This window comes from Brevibacterium otitidis (genome assembly GCF_042429315.1).
Lineage (GTDB): Bacteria > Actinomycetota > Actinomycetes > Actinomycetales > Brevibacteriaceae > Brevibacterium > Brevibacterium otitidis.
Genome location: NZ_JBHMAU010000026.1, coordinates 1 through 14,267, shown reverse-complemented (window position 1 = coordinate 14,267; position 14,267 = coordinate 1). Strand labels below are relative to the sequence as shown.

Sequence of the window (14,267 nt, the reverse complement as noted above, 5' to 3'; positions counted from 1 at the left end):
GATCGCAGGCCACACCGTCGCTGCCGCCGACCCCATCAGCGACGACGCTTCCTACATCCGCGACGCAATCACACCGCCAGGGTAACTACCGTTGTGGAAGTCAGGGGGCCCGGCTGGTGGTGCTTGGGCTCGTGCTCGCCGCGCTGCTGGGGCGTGCTCCGCTGCTCGGGCTCAGCTGGTTCGATGCCGCGGTGATCGTCGGACTGGTGGGAGCGGCACGCTCGGGATTCCTCGAAGCGTCCAACGCACCACTCCTGGCCATATGGCAGTCGGCGGTTCCCCGCTCGAAACAGGGCCGCGTCTTCGGCGCCCGCCGGCTCCTCGCCCAGGCGCCGTACCCCATTGCGGTGTGGCTCGGCGGCGTCTTCGCGGAGCAGGCGTCGGCGACCTGGGGTTCGCCGGTCAGCGCCTACGCCGCAGTGCTCGGCGCCGGCATCGTCATCGAGCTTGTCGCAGCTGCAGCGCTGGCGGTCGGCGGCTCGTTGCGCAGATTGGAACGAGCCGGTGAGGAGGATGAGGATCACGTCGTCGACCGCACGCAGTGATGACGGGCCGCGGAAGGCTGAGATCGTCGATTGGTGTCCTGCCGGAAGCCCGCCCCGGAATTGGTAGCCTGATGCCATGACATCCTCGCCTGTCCTGCGCTTCTCACTCGTGTCCTGGGAAGACGGCGTCGACCTCGACATCCGCACGAGACTGCCGGTGACCGCCGCCGAAGTGTGGGCACAGATCGCAGACCCTGCTGCCTGTGGTGTGTGGTTCGCGCCGTACACGCGGGAAGGCGACGCACTGACCTTCGACGCCGGTGACGGTGAGACCTTCACTGCCGAGGTCATCCACTGCGCCGAAGAATCCGATGTCATGCTCGACTTCGCCGACTTCGGCCTCACCGGCTTCAGCCTCCGGCCGACCGAGGACGACGAGAACGCCACCGAGGTCATCGTGACCCGCCCACACCCCGACCACACGGCCGTCGCCGATTCGATCGACAGCCACGTCGAGGGCCTGTGGCCCTCCCACCTCGAGCTGCTGGCCGCACAGCTCGGCCATCCGATGGACAGCCAGGGCAACCCTGACTTCCTCGACGAGACCTTCACCGCCCTGACAAGCGAAGCCCGCGCCAACGCCGCTGAGGCGAGCCGATGAACGCTGCTGGCGGCCCGCTCGTCCTCGGCATCGAATCCTCCTGCGACGAAACCGGTGTGGGGATCGTGCGCGGGCGCACTCTGCTGACGAACACCGTCGCCTCCTCGATGGACGAGCATGTGCGCTTCGGCGGCGTCGTGCCCGAAGTCGCCTCCCGCGCCCACATCCACGCCATCGGCCCGACCATCGACGAAGCCCTCACCGACGCCGGCGTCACCCTCGATGACATCGATGCGATCGCCGTGACGGCAGGCCCCGGGCTCTCGGGTGCGCTCATGGTCGGCGTCGCCGCCGCCAAAGGACTGGCCGCGGCCACCGGGCTGCCCCTGTACGGCATCAACCACTTAGCCGCCCACATCGCCGTTGACCTCGTTGCCGACGACCTGCAGCAGCCAGCCACCGCCTCCGGAACTGCCTCCGCCTCGGAAACGGTGGACAACGGCCAGCCAGCCACCGCCTCGGGCCCGGTGACGCCGTCGATCGCGCTGCTCGTCTCCGGCGGGCACACCGAGATCCTGCGCATCGGCGACCTCGTTGACGACATCGAACTGCTCGGCGCCACCATCGACGACGCCGCCGGTGAGGCCTTCGACAAAACCGCCCGGCTGCTGGGCCTGAGCTATCCGGGCGGGCCGAACATCTCGAAAGCCGCCGCCGGCATCCTCGACGGCACAGGCCAGCCGGGCGACCCGGCCAGCGTGAAATTCCCGCGCGGACTCTCCACCGCCAAGGACCTCCGCGACCCTCAGCGCCGCTACTCGTTCTCCTTCTCCGGGCTCAAAACCGCCGCCCTGCGCTTCGTCACCGCCTACGAGGCCGCACGCGCCGCCGGCAGCCCGGAGACCAGTCGGCAGCTGACCGACCTGCGCTTAGCCGACGTCACCGCATCCTTCGAGACGGCCGTTGTCGACGTGCTCGTGACGAAGACCCTGCTCGCGTGCGAGGACTACGGCATCGACCACGTCATGCTCGGCGGGGGAGTCGCAGCCAACAAACGCCTGCGCGAGACCCTGGCCGAACGCTGCGCCGAGCGCGGCATCACCCTGCGGATCCCACCGCTGAAACTGTGCACCGACAACGGCGCGATGGTCGCAGCACTCGGCGCCGAACTCGTCACCCGCGGACTGCCGCCCTCACCAGAGGACTTCGCAGTCTTCTCCTCACTGGAGGTGCGCGATGTCTACATCCGGCCCTGACCGCAATGAGATCCCCGGATCGGCCGAGGCTCCAACCCCAGCCGAGGCTCCAACCCCAGCCGAGGCTCCAACCGCAGCCGAGGCGCGCCGGTCCATGCCGCCGATCGACGAGCTGCGCGCCCGCCGCCGGTCCGGTGACGGCTGGATCGAGACCCCGCAGGGACGCTTCTGGGGCAAATTCGGTGCCGCAGGCCTGCTCATCCACGATCGGGACCGCGGCGTGCTGCTCCAGCATAGGGTGCCGTGGTCAGCCCACGGCGACACCTGGGGGATTCCCGGCGGCGCGATCGACGCCGACGAGACCCCGACGGCCGGGGCTATCCGCGAATGCCACGAAGAAGCCGGCGTCCCGGCTCTCGACGGCTCAGGCATCAAGATCCTCGACACGCACGTCGTCGACAAGGACGGCTGGTCCTACACCACCGTCATCGCCGAAGCCACCGAACACCTCGAGGCCTTCATCGCCGATATCGAAAGCCTCGACTTGCGCTGGGTGCCCCTCGAGGAGGTCACCGACTATCCGCTCCACCCGGGATTCGCGGCCGCGTGGCCGCAACTGCGCACCGTGCTCGAGGTCTGAACTCCACAACCCGGCCACCGGCATAAACCCAGCCACCGCCTCGGGCGCGGCGATCCAGCCCCGCGATCAGAGCTTGCCGAGCACTCCGGTGTCGAACTCCTCGGCCAGCTGCCGGGCCACCGAGGTCAGCTCGCCGGTGCGGTAGTACTCCGCGCGTTGCCGCTGATAGCTCGCCCCGGTCTCGGCGAACCGCAGCATGTCGGCCAGCTCATCGACGCAGCCCAGCCGCTCAGCGACCGGCTGCAGACGGGCGACCTCATCGGCGATGAGATCGGTGACGAGCCGCTCATCACAGGCGGCGTTCTCGACGATGATCGCCTCCATCGCATACCGGGCCGCCCGCCACTTGTTCTCCACATGGAACCAGTCCGGCATCGTCGGCAGCTCCTCGCCGGCATCGAGCCGGGCGGAGAAGTCATCGACGAGGCACTGGACGAACGCGGTGACCGCCGCGACCTCGCGCAGGCTCGGCATCGCATCGCAGACCCGCACCTCGATCGTGCCCCACTTGGGTGCTGGCCGGATGTCCCAGCGGATCTCATTGATCTCATCGATGACCCCGGTGGTGAACATGTCCCGTGTATAGGCCTCATAGTCGGCCCACGCATCGAACTGGTACGGCAGGCCGGCGGTCGGCAGCTGCTGGAACATCATCGCCCGGTTCGAGGCGTAGCTCGTGTCCTGCCGCGACCAGAACGGCGAGGAGGCGCTCACCGCCTGCAGATGCGGCACATAGGCCAGCAGCGCGTTGAGGATCGGCAGCACCTTGTCGCGGTCATCGATCCCGACGTGCGTGTGCAGCCCGAAGATGAGCATGTGCCGGCCCCACCACTGGGTGCGGTTGATGAGCTCGGCGTAGCGTTCGGCCTCGGTGACCTGCTGATCCTTCCAGCGCGCAAACGGGTGGGTGCCGGCAGAGAGCATCCGGATGCCCAGCGGCTCGGTGATCTCGTGCAGCTGGCCGATCGTCTCGGCCAGATCCGCGCTCGCCTCGGCGACCGTGCGGTGGACGGTGGTGACGGCCTCGACGGTGTTCGTCAGCATCTCCCCGACGATCCGCCCGCGCAGCGACTCGCGCTGATCGACAGCGGCGAGCACCTCGCCGGCACGCGGCACGAGGTCGAGCGAGGTCTCATCGACAAGCCCGAGTTCCCATTCGACACCGACGGTCGACTGTTGAGAGCGCGCGAAATCCACCATGCGCAAATCCTACAGAACCCTTGTCGTTTCCCACCCATCCGCTCCCGAGGCGGTGGTCGCGTTCCGACCGCTACCATGGCCGTATGGCCCGCACCCCGTCGATCGTTCTCGCCGGCCTGCTCGCCGGCACCCTCACGCTCACCGGCTGCAGCGGCGCCGAGACCGCTGCACCCGAGGAATCGCGCAGCCCCGCCGCCGCGGAGACTGCGGGCGCGAACTCGCCGACCACGAGCGCCGAACCCGACCCGCGGCCGGCCGACTTCGCAGACGAAGCCGAGGGCATCGTCGCCGACATGGACGATCAGGCCCTGGCCGGAGCGGTCATCATGGGCTCCTACGACGGCACCGATGCCACAGCTGGGGCCAAACTCATCCGCGATCACAAGCTCGCAGGCATCATTGTCATGCCGTACAACCTCCCGCAGGGCATCGAACGGCAGGCGCTCGGAGCGATGACGAAGCAGTTCCGGGACGCCGCCGGTGAGCGCGGCTGGCAGACGATGATCGGCGTCGACCAGGAGGGCGGACCGGTCACCCGCGCCGGCAGCGCAGCCGTCGAGCTGCCGCCGCTCATGGTCCATGGCGCCGCCGATGACGCGACCCTGACCCGCCGCATCACAGCCCAGCAGGGCCGCGATCTGACCGAACTCGGCTTCACCACCGACTTCGCCCCCGTCGCAGACGTCACCGCCGGCAAGGACGACCCGGCCATCAGCGTCCGCTCGGCAGGCGACGACCCGAAGCGCGTCTCGGCCGTCGTCGAGGCAGCCGTGTCCGGCTACGACGAGGCCGGCATCATCTCCTCCCTCAAGCACTTCCCCGGCCACGGCGCACTGACCGAGGACTCCCACGAGACCCTCCCGGTGTCGAAGAAGTCCCTCGACGAGCTCGCCGATCGCGACTTCGTGCCCTTCGCCGATGCTGCGAAATCCGGGGCCGCCACCTCGATGATGGCCGGCCACATCGCCCTGCCGGAGGATAAGAAGCTGCCGGCATCCCTCAACCCGAAGGCCTACCAGGCGCTGCGCGAAGACGTCGGCTTCGAGGGCCTCATCGTCACCGACGCCCTGAATATGGGCGCGGTCAAGGCCGGCAAGCCCGGTCAGGAGACCGTCAAGGCGCTCGCCGCTGGGGCCGATCTCGCACTGCTGCCACCGGACAGCGCTGCCGCGGCCGAGGCGGTGCGCACCGCCCTGGGAGACGGCACCTTGAAGCGGGAGGACCTGGAGGCCTCGGCCACCCGGGTGGTGGCCGCCCAGCTGTGGCAGACCGCCGCAGTCGGCCAGCCCGGCGAGGACTCCGGGAAGTCCGGGGCCGAGCAGCGCCAGGGCCTCGCCGACGCCGCACTGACCGTCATGAAGGGCCAGTGCCGGTACGCCGAACCTGTCGACGAAGTCTCGGTCACCGGCTCGGCTCTGGGTGTCCAGGCGTTCACCGAGGCGGTGCAGGAGACTGGGCTGAAGATCACCGATAACGCGAAGACCACCGTCGCGCTCGTGCCCGGCCCGCTGCTGGGATCCGAGACCGTCAAGCAGGCCAAAGCCCGGAACTCGACGAAGGCCGACGTCGCCGTCGCCCTGTCCGGGCCGTGGGAGCTCAAAGACTTCAGCTCCGGCACCCAGCTGGCGATCTACGACGACTGGAAGCCGGGCATGGCGGCCGTCGCCCGCTATCTGACAGGTGACCTTGAAGCCAGCGGTTCCCTGCCGGTGAAGGTCGACGGAGCGAAACCGCCGGCCTGCGGCTGAACCGCGCACCGCAGCCTCGGCCTGCCGGCAGTGCCCCTGACCAGCACGAACCGTTGAGACAGATCGGGCCGAGGCGTAGAGTGGAGAGAACCTCTGGATCTGCCTGAGCTGGGCAGACCAGCCCCGAATCCGCGAACGGACGTGACAGCACCATGGCAGCCACGCACCACTCGGCCGACCCGCAGCACACCCCGAAAGAGAAGGGCCTCCTCGCCCGGTTCTTCACCCAGAAGCCGCGCTACAAATCCGACTTCATCCTCCTCTGGGCAGCCATGGCGGCAGCTGCGATCGCCGTCATCGCCATCTACGCGTGGCGGGCACCGGACACGGTCGGCTACCTGCAGGACTACGGCTTCACCGCCGGCATTTCGTCTGTCACTGCGGCAGTCGTGCTCTACGCCTTCTACCGCGACGTCAAGAAGCACGGCACCGACGACGACACCGCCGCACAGTCGAGCATTGCCGCGAAGTCGAGCGCCGGGGTGCAGAAGAAGACCGGCGCTTCCGCCGCACGCGAGACCCGCACGACCGCCGACACCACCCGGTGAACCGGCCGTCCCCGGAGCACCCGGACACTGCTCCGAGCTCCGCAGCGCGGAGACCCTCAGCGCGCAGGCCCTCACCGCTCGGCGGCCGCAAACCGAGGAAGGACGACCTGTCGGCCTTCGCCACTGACGACCCGGACTCGATCGACGACGTTCTGCCCGGGCCCGGCGATGCGCCGCTGCGGCTGCTCATCATCGGCATCAACCCCGGCCTGTGGACGGCTGCGGTCAATGCCCCGTTCGCCCGGCCGGGCAACCGGTTCTGGCCATCCCTGCACCGGGTGGGCCTGACCGATCACCTCATCGATGCCTCACGCGGACTCGACCTGGCGGACGAGCGCCACCTCATCGAGTCCGGCATCGGGATCACGAACATCGTCGGCCGGGCCACCGCCCGCGCCGATGAGCTCAGCCGCGACGAACTGCGTGAGGGTGCGGCTACGCTCGTCACCCGCATCCAGGCGCTGCGCCCGCAGGCGGCGGCGATCGCCGGGATCACCGCCTTCCGCACCGCATTCCGGCAGCCGAAGGCCGCGCTCGGGAAACAGGACACCGCCCTCATCGACGGCTGGCCTGCCGGCACTCAGCTGTGGGTGGTGCCGCAGCCCAGCGGCCTCAACGCGCACGAGAACATCGACACTCTCGCGGCCAAGTGGCGTGAGGTGTGGGAATCGACCTCGTCAGCAGACTGACGCGGGTCCGACGGAGTGAGCGCGCGCTGGGCTCAGCTGTCGATGGGCTTTTCGAAGCCGGTGGCTGCCGGACGGTTCTCATCCGATGACCAGCCCGACCAGCTCGGGGCATACAGGGCGGCATCGACGCCGAGCGTCGCCAGCGCCAGCGCATTGTGGCACGCCGTCACGCCCGAACCGCAGTACACGCCGACCGGTTCTTGGCCGCCCTCACCGCCGCTGCCGTTCTCGACGTCGATGCCGAGGGCGGCGAAGCGCTGCTTGAGGCCGTCCTCTTCGAGGAACATCCCATCGGAGAGGTTCCCGGTCGCCGGAGCTGACAGGGCACCCGGAATGTGGCCGGCCCGCGGGTCCATCGGCTCGGACTCACCGGCATAGCGCTCCTCAGCACGGGCGTCGATGACCGTGCCGGACTCAGCGAGCTCGGCGATCCCATCGGCATCGGTGAGCGGCAGCTGGCCGGGCTTGATCTCGAAGGCCGACGCCGACACCTCGGCTGCGGCATCGGCAGCAGAGCCGGCCTCCACCTCGTGATCGGCGCGCGTCCAAGCGGCATATCCGCCGTCGAGCAGGCGCACATTGCCGACTCCGGCCCAGCGCAGCAGCCACCAGGCGCGCGCGGCACCGAGTCCGGGCCCGGCGTCGTAGACGACGACCGGGGTGGCGGCGTCGATGCCCCAGCCGCGCACCGTCTGCTCGAATTGGGTCGGGCTCGGCAGCGGGTGGCGGCCGTCGCGGGCGTCATCACTGACGCCGGTGAGGTCGTCGTCGAGGGAGACATAGAGGGCACCGGGGATGTGGCCGGCGGCGAACTCGGCCGAACCGTCGGGCTGCTGCAGGCTCCAGCGCACATCGAGCAGCACCGGCGGGGAGGCGGACATCCGCTCGGCGGCGAGGCGGTCGGCGGTGATGAGGTGGTCGGCGCGGGACATCGGGTTCCTTTCGGTGGGGGACTGATCTGGAAGGGGACAGGGGACAGGGAGCGAGGTCAGGGTGAGCGGTTGGGCGGTCAGGGGTTCGACGCGGAGCCGAGCGCGACGTCCTCGGCGAGCAGCACCGCATGCTTCTCACCGATCCGGGTGAAGAACAGCGTCGCGGCCCTCCCGCCCTTGGGCAGCTTGAGCTGGCGGCGCACCTGGTCGGGCACGATGTCGGCGCCGCGCTTCTTGATGACGACCCGGCTGATGTCGCGGTCGATGAGCGCTCGCCGCAGCGCTTTGATGCCGGCCGGCAGCACATCGGTGATCCGCCACGCCCGCACCGCCCGGGCGGCAGCACCAGTCGGCAGGATGTCGCCGGTCAGATAGGCGATCGGCGCCGAAATGCGCCGCACATTCAGCGGCGCGCACAGCGCCTGCACGACCCCGGCGCGCACGATCGCGCCATCGGGTTCGAAGAGGTACGCGCCGAGCTCGCCGATGCCCTCCTCATCGTCTGCCGGCACCTCGGATTCGTGGATGGCCAGCGTCCCGCCGTCGCGCATGACGAGGGCGCTGCGGCCCGGCCGCTGGCACACCGCACCGTGATACAGCGCGACCTCGACGACATCACCGTCATGCGAAACCCACTGCGCCTCCCAGCCGTGAGGAACCAGGCCATGATCCAACGCCGGCCCAAGCTTGATCCCGGCATCTGCCACCTCGGCGGCGGCCTTGAACGCCCACGACAGCGACGGCGAGAACGCCTCGGGATCGCTCAGGCGAGAGGCGCCGCTGGCCTTGCCCGAGGCGGTGTCCCGCCGGGCAGGGTCGAGCCAGAGCGCATCGGCGCGGGTGAGATCGTAATCCTCGGCGCGGGCGTGGGAGACGGTGACCGTGTCGAGGTGGCGGAGGTTGAACGCCGCGATCGCCGCGGTCACCTCATCGGCATCGACAGCCTCGACCTTCGCGCCGAGACCTCCGAACGCGAGAGCATCGGCGCCGATCCCGCAGCCGAGATCGGCGATGACCTGCGCACCTGCGGCGGTCATGCGGGCGGCATGATGGGCGGCGACCGGCAGGCGGGTCGCCTGCTCCAGACCATGGCGAGTGAAGAGCATATCGGCAGCGAACGGCCCGAACTTCGCCTCCGCCCCCTGCCGCAGCTCGGCTTGGGCGAGCACCGCAGTCGCGGCCTCGGGACTCAACCCCTCCTTGCGCAGCCGCTCAGCGAGGGCGAGCTCACCGGCACGTGAGTACTCCAGCTCATCGAGCAGGCGGTACACCTCGGGGTCGAGCACGGCGGCAAGCGTTTGCGGATCCATAGAGGCAACCCTACCGGGTGGCTGCCGCCGTTGTGGTGGACAGCGCCGCTGAGTCGTTTAGGGTAAGAAACGTGACGAACCTCCTCAGTGCTCGCGACATCCGGGCACTCGCCGGCGAGATCGGCCTGCGCCCCACCAAACAGCGCGGGCAGAACTTCGTCATCGACCCCAACACTGTGCGGATGATCGTCACCGCAGCGCAGCTGCCGGAGAGCTGCCGCGTCGTCGAGATCGGCCCCGGACTCGGCTCCCTCACCCTCGCGCTGCTCGAAGCCGGCCACGCCGTCACCGCCGTCGAAGTCGATTCTGCGCTCGCCGCCCGCCTGCCGCAGACCGTCAGCACCCACCATGCTGCTGATGCCGATTTCGCCCTCGTCACCGCTGATGCCCTGCACGTCACCGCACTGCCCGAGGCCGCCGGCAGCGCAGCCCCCGGCCCGCAGGCACTCGTGGCGAACCTGCCCTACAACGTCGCGGTGCCGGTGCTGCTGCACTTCCTCGCGACCTTCCCCACCATCGAGACCGTCCTCGTCATGGTCCAGGCCGAGGTCGCCGACCGGCTCGCTGCCGGCCCGGGCTCGCGCACCTACGGGGTGCCCAGCGTCAAAGCCCAGTGGTACGGCACGGTCACCCGCGCCGGCACGATCGGCAAGAACGTCTTCTGGCCGGCACCCAACATCGACTCCGGGCTCGTGCGCATCACCCGCCACCGGCAGCCCTTCACCGCCGACCGGCAGGCCGTGTTCTCCTGCATCGACGCCGCCTTCGCCCAACGCCGCAAGACGCTGCGCTCAGCGCTGTCGGGCTGGGCTGGCTCGGCTGCCGCCGCCGAGGCGGCCCTCACCCGCGCCGGAATCGACCCGCGGGCACGCGGGGAGACGCTGACGATCACCGACTTCATCGCCATCGCCGATGCCGCCGGCACCGCCTCGGGCACGGCACCCACCGCCTCGGGAACCGCGCCCACCGCCTCGGGAACCGCGCCCACCGCCTCGGGAACCGCGCCCACCGCCTCGGGAACCGCGCCCACCGCCTCGGGAACCGCGCCCACCGCCTCGGGAACCGCGCCCACCGCCTCGGGAACCGCGCCCACCGCCTCGGGAACCGCGCCCACCGCCTCGGGAACGGGGGAGGAGCACCGAGCATGAACGCAGAAGTCTCCCAGCTCGGCGCCCGCTCGGTCACCGCGCGCGCCTACGGCAAGATCAACGTCTTCCTCTCCGTCGGCCCGCAGCGGGCCGACGGCTATCACGACCTCGTCAGCGTCTTCCAGTCCCTCGACTTAGCCGAGACGATCACCCTGGCCCCGGCGGCCGAGACCGCGGTGACGCTCACCGGCCCCAGGGCGGACACGACCGTCCCGCTTGACAGCCGCAACCTCGCCGTCCAGGCCGTCGCGGCACTGTCCGAGGCGACCCAGACGCACATCCCGGTCGCCATCACGATCGACAAACAGGTCCCGGTGGCCGGCGGCATGGGCGGCGGGTCAGCCGACGCGGCCGCAGCGCTGGTCGCCTACGCCGAGCTCATCGGTTGCGACGACGCAGAGCTGCTCACCCGGATCGCCGGCGAACTCGGCGCCGATGTGCCGTTTGCGCTCACCGGCGGCACCGCGATCGGCACCGGCCGCGGCGACGAACTCGTGCCCGTGACCGGCTCCGGTGCATTCCACTGGGTGCTCGCCACCTCGGTGGCGTCCCTGTCCACACCCGAGGTGTACCGCACCCTCGACGAGCTGCGCCGCGAGACCTCAACGGCGACCGATGACACGCTGCGCGACCCCGATGACGTCGTCGCCGCGCTGACCTCCGGCGACCCGCACGCGCTGGCCGGGGTGCTGCACAACGACATGACCGATGCGGCGATCGAGCTGCTGCCCGGCATCGCCGATGTGATGGAATCCGGGCTGCAGGCAGGAGCCCTGGCCGCGCTCGTCTCCGGCTCAGGGCCGACGGTCGGGTTCCTGGTCGCCGACCCGACGCATGCCCTCGACCTCACCGTGCTGCTCGAAGCCACCCGCGGAGTCCGTGACGTCGTGCGCACCACCGCTCCGGCCGGCGGGGCGCACCTGGTGACCGGCTGAACGCCTGCGCGCCTGCCTGGCTGCCCGTCTGCGGCTGAGCGCCTGCCCGCCTGCGACCGAGAATCAACCGTTCGGTTGATGCCGGGTTCGACCTCCCGCATGATCCCAACTGGCGGTGATCCTGGTGAGATGGAATTGACGCCTCCTGCACCCGCACCAGGCTCTCCAGAGAAGGGATACCCATGACCGCACTGTTGAGGGCCGCGACCACCTACCTCATCCTCGGGCTCGCCGCCGGCTTGTACTACCGCGAATTCACCAAGGCAAACGACTTCCCGCCGGCGAGTTCACCCAGCTCTCGGCCACTCACACCCACCTGCTGGCGCTCGGCTTCATGATGTTCCTCATCTTCCTCGCCCTCGAGAAGGTCTTCGCGATCTCCCACAGCCCGAAGCTGTTCTCCTCGTTCTTCTGGCTCTACAACGCCGGCGTGCTGACCACCGTGGCGATGATGGTCTGGCACGGCAGCCTCACCGTCCTCGGCCGGGAATCCAACGCCATGATCGCCGGCATCCGCCACATCCTCATCACTGCCGGACTCATCGTCTTCATCATCGCGCTGCGCCGGGCCGTCTTCGCCCCGCTCACCGCCGTTCCTGCCGGATCCGGGACGGCCGTGAGCGCCTGATGACTGCTCCCGAGGCGGAGGGGCCGGTCGGCGTCCGGAACGTCGCGACTGGCTCGCCTTGGCCGCGCTGTCGGTCGGGCTCGGACTCAGCGTCATGAGCGCCGGCCCGGTGCTCATGACGCAATGGCACTCGGCGCGCTCCCTCCCGGGCCGCCGTATCGACTGTGCCCCGGAAGCAGGAGCTCCCGGGGCACAGCGGTGAAAGACCGAGGACCGTCGGTGAAAGAACGTCGATTGCGGTCGATCAGATGAAGGCGTGCACCCACTTCGAGATGAGACGGGCGTGGTCGGCCTCAATGCCCTGTTCGATGAGCAGTTCGACGAACTCCTCTTCGGTCGGGTCACCCATCTTGTCGATGAGGTCGTAGAGCTGATCGGCGATCGGCTGAATGTAGTCGGGCAGGAAGGCCTTGCCGTACTTCAGGGCGGCCTTGACCGCCATCTTGGCGATGACACCCCAGCCCTGGGTTTCATAGGCATCGGAATCGGCAGCAGCCGGCTCGGCGGCAGCGATCTGCGCAGCATCACGGGCAGCCTCTGCACTGACGGCGTCGCCATCGGCCTCTGCCGTGGCGGCGATCTCCTGCCACTGCTCGGCGGTGATATCGCCGAAGACATCAGCAGGCTGAGCCTCGCCGGTCAGCGACGGGCCGGCATCAGCGGATGCGGGTGCAGCGACGGCGGGAGACAGGCCGGCGCCACCGAGAACAAGTCCGCTGGCAACAGAAGCCGCAATGAGGGATGACTTCTTCATAGCTATTCTCTTTTCATGAGGGTTGTGCAATACATGATCGCCGGGCGATCACAAAGAACTATATTTCCTCATTCAGTGAATGTCAAGAGGAATCTTCAAGTTTTTCAAGCAGAGAAGTATGGCGATATGTTGATAGTGAGAATGTCGCGGACTATCGGGACGGCGCTTCCAGTTCGGCATTCTTCCGGGTCTGCATTCAGGACCCGGCGCAGATTCGAGACGAGGCGGACCGCAGAGTGGCAATCCACGGTCTTCGCCTCATAAGGCACTAGCCTGAGAGGAACAGCCTCGCTGCACCCAGGCGAGCGATCACCGTTGGCAGGACTCCGCTGCCGGCAACGAGGAGGAGCCCACATGAGCAGCGTCCGGTTCGAAGAATGCGCAGACACGACATTCGGCCCGCGCATGGTGACCGTCGCCGCGCTCAGCTGGACCGCCATCGTCGCGGCATCACTCATGGAGCTCATCATCGCGCCTGCCCGCTTCGCGAACTGGCAGTTCCTGCTGACGGTGGCAGCGATCGCCCTCGGCGTGGCCGCTGTGACAGCGATCGTCTACTGGCTCAGCCTCCCGTACGGGTGGGTGATCACCACGGTGGCAGTCGCAGTGACGGTGGCAGTGACACAGTTCGTCATGTCAGCCCCGCTCATGCTGGCCTACCTGCCGGTGCTTGCAGCGCCCCTGGCGGCCGGCCTCGTCGCCGCAGCATTCTGGCTCCCGCCGATGCGCCGGTATCTGCAGCACAAGCCGCGCTGACCGACGAAACTGCAGCCTGAGTTAGCGCATTCGTTTAGCCTTGATCCACCGATCTGTTTGATGTCCGGGGGTTCATTCGGATTCGAGCGCGGACGCGATGAGTGGGCAGGAGGTAGTGTCCCGGCCTTTCACCGGTCTCTTCCACACTTCGCTTGCCGGGGTCTCCTCCATGACTCCGGTCTCGGGCCCCCTTCCAAGGGCGGGTTGATCAGGCTGGCATTGTCCGGGGTGGCCCCAACGTTGATTGCCAGAGCCGTGAGAACTCTGTCGCCCACGGCCAGGTTCTCGGCAGATGTNCGTGCGCAGCGTCTGAGCGCGCACTTTGCTCATCCGCCCACCAGCGAGTCCGGCAGCGGCTCGCAGCAGGTTGTGAGTGATCGCTGCGATCGCGACCCAGGCGGCATTGGCGTTGAACACTCCGGAGGGCATATGCGCCAGGGCACCGTTTTTCAGTTCCGCATTGATCTGCTCGATGATCGCGTGCTTGCGGTGCATGTGATCAACAGCGACAGTGTCGAAACGGTCTTTGTCCGCGGTGGTGAAGAACGCGTGGTAGCGGAACAAGTCGAACAAGGGGTCCTGTCCAGCAGTTCGTTTGGTCTCGTTGAGCTCAGGGATGCGGCGGACCACCAGCCGCCCGGTGGCGTGCAGGGACTTCTTCTTCGAAGAGAACGCGGTGAACGGGATCTCAGCGACT

At 68.6% G+C, this 14,267-nt stretch carries 15 protein-coding genes and 2 pseudogenes; 12 read left to right on the top strand and 5 right to left on the bottom strand.

The annotated features are described in order from the left end of the window. From ACFFN1_RS03455 to ACFFN1_RS03440, 4 genes and pseudogenes are all read left to right on the top strand, one after another. Positions 1 to 545 (top strand): annotated as a pseudogene (locus tag ACFFN1_RS03455) (hypothetical protein); the annotation flags it as partial. 76 nt (positions 546 to 621) lie between these two features. Next, positions 622 to 1,146, top strand: a complete 525-nt coding sequence (locus tag ACFFN1_RS03450; RefSeq protein ID WP_376838640.1) for an SRPBCC family protein — start codon at positions 622 to 624, stop codon at positions 1,144 to 1,146. Beyond that, positions 1,143 to 2,342 carry a tRNA (adenosine(37)-N6)-threonylcarbamoyltransferase complex transferase subunit TsaD gene (gene tsaD / locus ACFFN1_RS03445; RefSeq protein ID WP_376838638.1) on the top strand — a complete coding sequence of 400 codons (1,200 nt, stop codon included), beginning with the start codon at positions 1,143 to 1,145 and terminating at the stop codon, positions 2,340 to 2,342. The genes ACFFN1_RS03450 and tsaD overlap by 4 nt, the downstream gene beginning before the upstream one ends. Next, positions 2,323 to 2,922, top strand: coding sequence for an NUDIX hydrolase (locus tag ACFFN1_RS03440; RefSeq protein WP_376838636.1), 600 nt, complete (start codon positions 2,323 to 2,325; stop codon positions 2,920 to 2,922). Before tsaD ends, ACFFN1_RS03440 begins: the two co-directional genes overlap by 20 nt. Positions 2,923 to 2,988: 66 nt before the next feature. On the opposite strand, the gene ACFFN1_RS03435 is transcribed toward ACFFN1_RS03440, so the two are convergent. Continuing rightward, the gene (locus ACFFN1_RS03435) at positions 2,989 to 4,122 is read right to left on the bottom strand and encodes a glutamate--cysteine ligase (protein ID WP_376838634.1); all 1,134 of its coding nucleotides are present in this window, start codon (positions 4,120 to 4,122) and stop codon (positions 2,989 to 2,991) included. Positions 4,123 to 4,205: 83 nt separating this feature from the next. On the opposite strand from ACFFN1_RS03435, the gene ACFFN1_RS03430 reads away from it, so the two are divergent. The 3 genes from ACFFN1_RS03430 (at position 4,206) to ACFFN1_RS03420 (ending at position 7,107) form a co-directional block, all read left to right on the top strand. Continuing rightward, positions 4,206 to 5,870 carry a glycoside hydrolase family 3 N-terminal domain-containing protein gene (locus tag ACFFN1_RS03430; RefSeq protein WP_376838632.1) on the top strand — a complete coding sequence of 555 codons (1,665 nt, stop codon included), beginning with the start codon at positions 4,206 to 4,208 and terminating at the stop codon, positions 5,868 to 5,870. 152 nt (positions 5,871 to 6,022) lie between these two features. Beyond that, positions 6,023 to 6,418: a hypothetical protein gene (locus ACFFN1_RS03425; RefSeq protein WP_376838630.1), complete on the top strand. Its 396-nt coding sequence runs from the start codon at positions 6,023 to 6,025 to the stop codon at positions 6,416 to 6,418. Then, entirely contained in the window at positions 6,415 to 7,107 is a 693-nt protein-coding gene (locus tag ACFFN1_RS03420; RefSeq protein ID WP_376838628.1) for a mismatch-specific DNA-glycosylase, read from the top strand. Before ACFFN1_RS03425 ends, ACFFN1_RS03420 begins: the two co-directional genes overlap by 4 nt. A 32-nt stretch (positions 7,108 to 7,139) precedes the next feature. Here ACFFN1_RS03420 and ACFFN1_RS03415 read toward each other — a convergent pair whose 3' ends face one another. Next, positions 7,140 to 8,039: a sulfurtransferase gene (locus ACFFN1_RS03415; RefSeq protein ID WP_376838626.1), complete on the bottom strand. Its 900-nt coding sequence runs from the start codon at positions 8,037 to 8,039 to the stop codon at positions 7,140 to 7,142. A 77-nt stretch (positions 8,040 to 8,116) separates the two neighbouring features. Next, the gene (locus ACFFN1_RS03410) at positions 8,117 to 9,349 is read right to left on the bottom strand and encodes a class I SAM-dependent methyltransferase (protein ID WP_376838624.1); all 1,233 of its coding nucleotides are present in this window, start codon (positions 9,347 to 9,349) and stop codon (positions 8,117 to 8,119) included. Between the two features lie 71 nt (positions 9,350 to 9,420). On the opposite strand from ACFFN1_RS03410, the gene rsmA reads away from it, so the two are divergent. The 4 genes from rsmA to ACFFN1_RS03390 all read left to right on the top strand — a co-directional run bounded on the left by rsmA (position 9,421) and on the right by ACFFN1_RS03390 (position 12,060). Then, complete coding sequence (gene rsmA / locus ACFFN1_RS03405; RefSeq protein ID WP_376838622.1) at positions 9,421 to 10,497, top strand: 16S rRNA (adenine(1518)-N(6)/adenine(1519)-N(6))-dimethyltransferase RsmA; 1,077 nt, start codon at positions 9,421 to 9,423, stop codon at positions 10,495 to 10,497. Beyond that, positions 10,494 to 11,432 carry a 4-(cytidine 5'-diphospho)-2-C-methyl-D-erythritol kinase gene (locus tag ACFFN1_RS03400; protein ID WP_376838620.1) on the top strand — a complete coding sequence of 313 codons (939 nt, stop codon included), beginning with the start codon at positions 10,494 to 10,496 and terminating at the stop codon, positions 11,430 to 11,432. Before rsmA ends, ACFFN1_RS03400 begins: the two co-directional genes overlap by 4 nt. Positions 11,433 to 11,614: 182 nt before the next feature. After that, positions 11,615 to 11,770, top strand: coding sequence for a DUF2871 family protein (locus ACFFN1_RS03395; RefSeq protein ID WP_376838618.1), 156 nt, complete (start codon positions 11,615 to 11,617; stop codon positions 11,768 to 11,770). Further along, positions 11,767 to 12,060, top strand: coding sequence for a DUF2871 family protein (locus ACFFN1_RS03390; protein WP_376838616.1), 294 nt, complete (start codon positions 11,767 to 11,769; stop codon positions 12,058 to 12,060). Before ACFFN1_RS03395 ends, ACFFN1_RS03390 begins: the two co-directional genes overlap by 4 nt. Before the next feature lie 244 nt (positions 12,061 to 12,304). On the opposite strand, the gene ACFFN1_RS03385 is transcribed toward ACFFN1_RS03390, so the two are convergent. Next, a complete protein-coding gene (locus ACFFN1_RS03385) occupies positions 12,305 to 12,814 on the bottom strand; it encodes a hypothetical protein (protein ID WP_376838614.1) in 510 nt (169 codons plus the stop codon). 354 nt (positions 12,815 to 13,168) lie between these two features. Between ACFFN1_RS03385 and ACFFN1_RS03380 the strand changes: the two genes are divergently transcribed. After that, positions 13,169 to 13,570 (top strand): hypothetical protein, encoded by a 402-nt coding sequence (locus ACFFN1_RS03380; protein WP_376838612.1) that lies wholly within the window; start codon positions 13,169 to 13,171, stop codon positions 13,568 to 13,570. Positions 13,571 to 13,778: 208 nt separating this feature from the next. Here the strand turns inward: ACFFN1_RS03380 and ACFFN1_RS03375 are convergent. After that, positions 13,779 to 14,267, bottom strand: a pseudogene (locus ACFFN1_RS03375) (IS1380 family transposase); the annotation flags it as partial.

Coding starts and splice junctions, on each gene's coding strand:
- ACFFN1_RS03385 (WP_376838614.1), bottom strand. CDS start 12,814: ATGAAGAAGTCATCCCTCATTGCGGCTTCTGTTGCCAGCGGACTTGTT.
- ACFFN1_RS03395 (WP_376838618.1), top strand. CDS start 11,615: ATGACCGCACTGTTGAGGGCCGCGACCACCTACCTCATCCTCGGGCTC.
- ACFFN1_RS03450 (WP_376838640.1), top strand. CDS start 622: ATGACATCCTCGCCTGTCCTGCGCTTCTCACTCGTGTCCTGGGAAGAC.
- ACFFN1_RS03425 (WP_376838630.1), top strand. CDS start 6,023: ATGGCAGCCACGCACCACTCGGCCGACCCGCAGCACACCCCGAAAGAG.
- ACFFN1_RS03430 (WP_376838632.1), top strand. CDS start 4,206: ATGGCCCGCACCCCGTCGATCGTTCTCGCCGGCCTGCTCGCCGGCACC.
- ACFFN1_RS03380 (WP_376838612.1), top strand. CDS start 13,169: ATGAGCAGCGTCCGGTTCGAAGAATGCGCAGACACGACATTCGGCCCG.
- ACFFN1_RS03440 (WP_376838636.1), top strand. CDS start 2,323: ATGTCTACATCCGGCCCTGACCGCAATGAGATCCCCGGATCGGCCGAG.
- ACFFN1_RS03400 (WP_376838620.1), top strand. CDS start 10,494: ATGAACGCAGAAGTCTCCCAGCTCGGCGCCCGCTCGGTCACCGCGCGC.
- ACFFN1_RS03435 (WP_376838634.1), bottom strand. CDS start 4,122: ATGGTGGATTTCGCGCGCTCTCAACAGTCGACCGTCGGTGTCGAATGG.
- ACFFN1_RS03390 (WP_376838616.1), top strand. CDS start 11,767: ATGATGTTCCTCATCTTCCTCGCCCTCGAGAAGGTCTTCGCGATCTCC.
- ACFFN1_RS03410 (WP_376838624.1), bottom strand. CDS start 9,349: ATGGATCCGCAAACGCTTGCCGCCGTGCTCGACCCCGAGGTGTACCGC.
- tsaD (WP_376838638.1), top strand. CDS start 1,143: ATGAACGCTGCTGGCGGCCCGCTCGTCCTCGGCATCGAATCCTCCTGC.
- ACFFN1_RS03415 (WP_376838626.1), bottom strand. CDS start 8,039: ATGTCCCGCGCCGACCACCTCATCACCGCCGACCGCCTCGCCGCCGAG.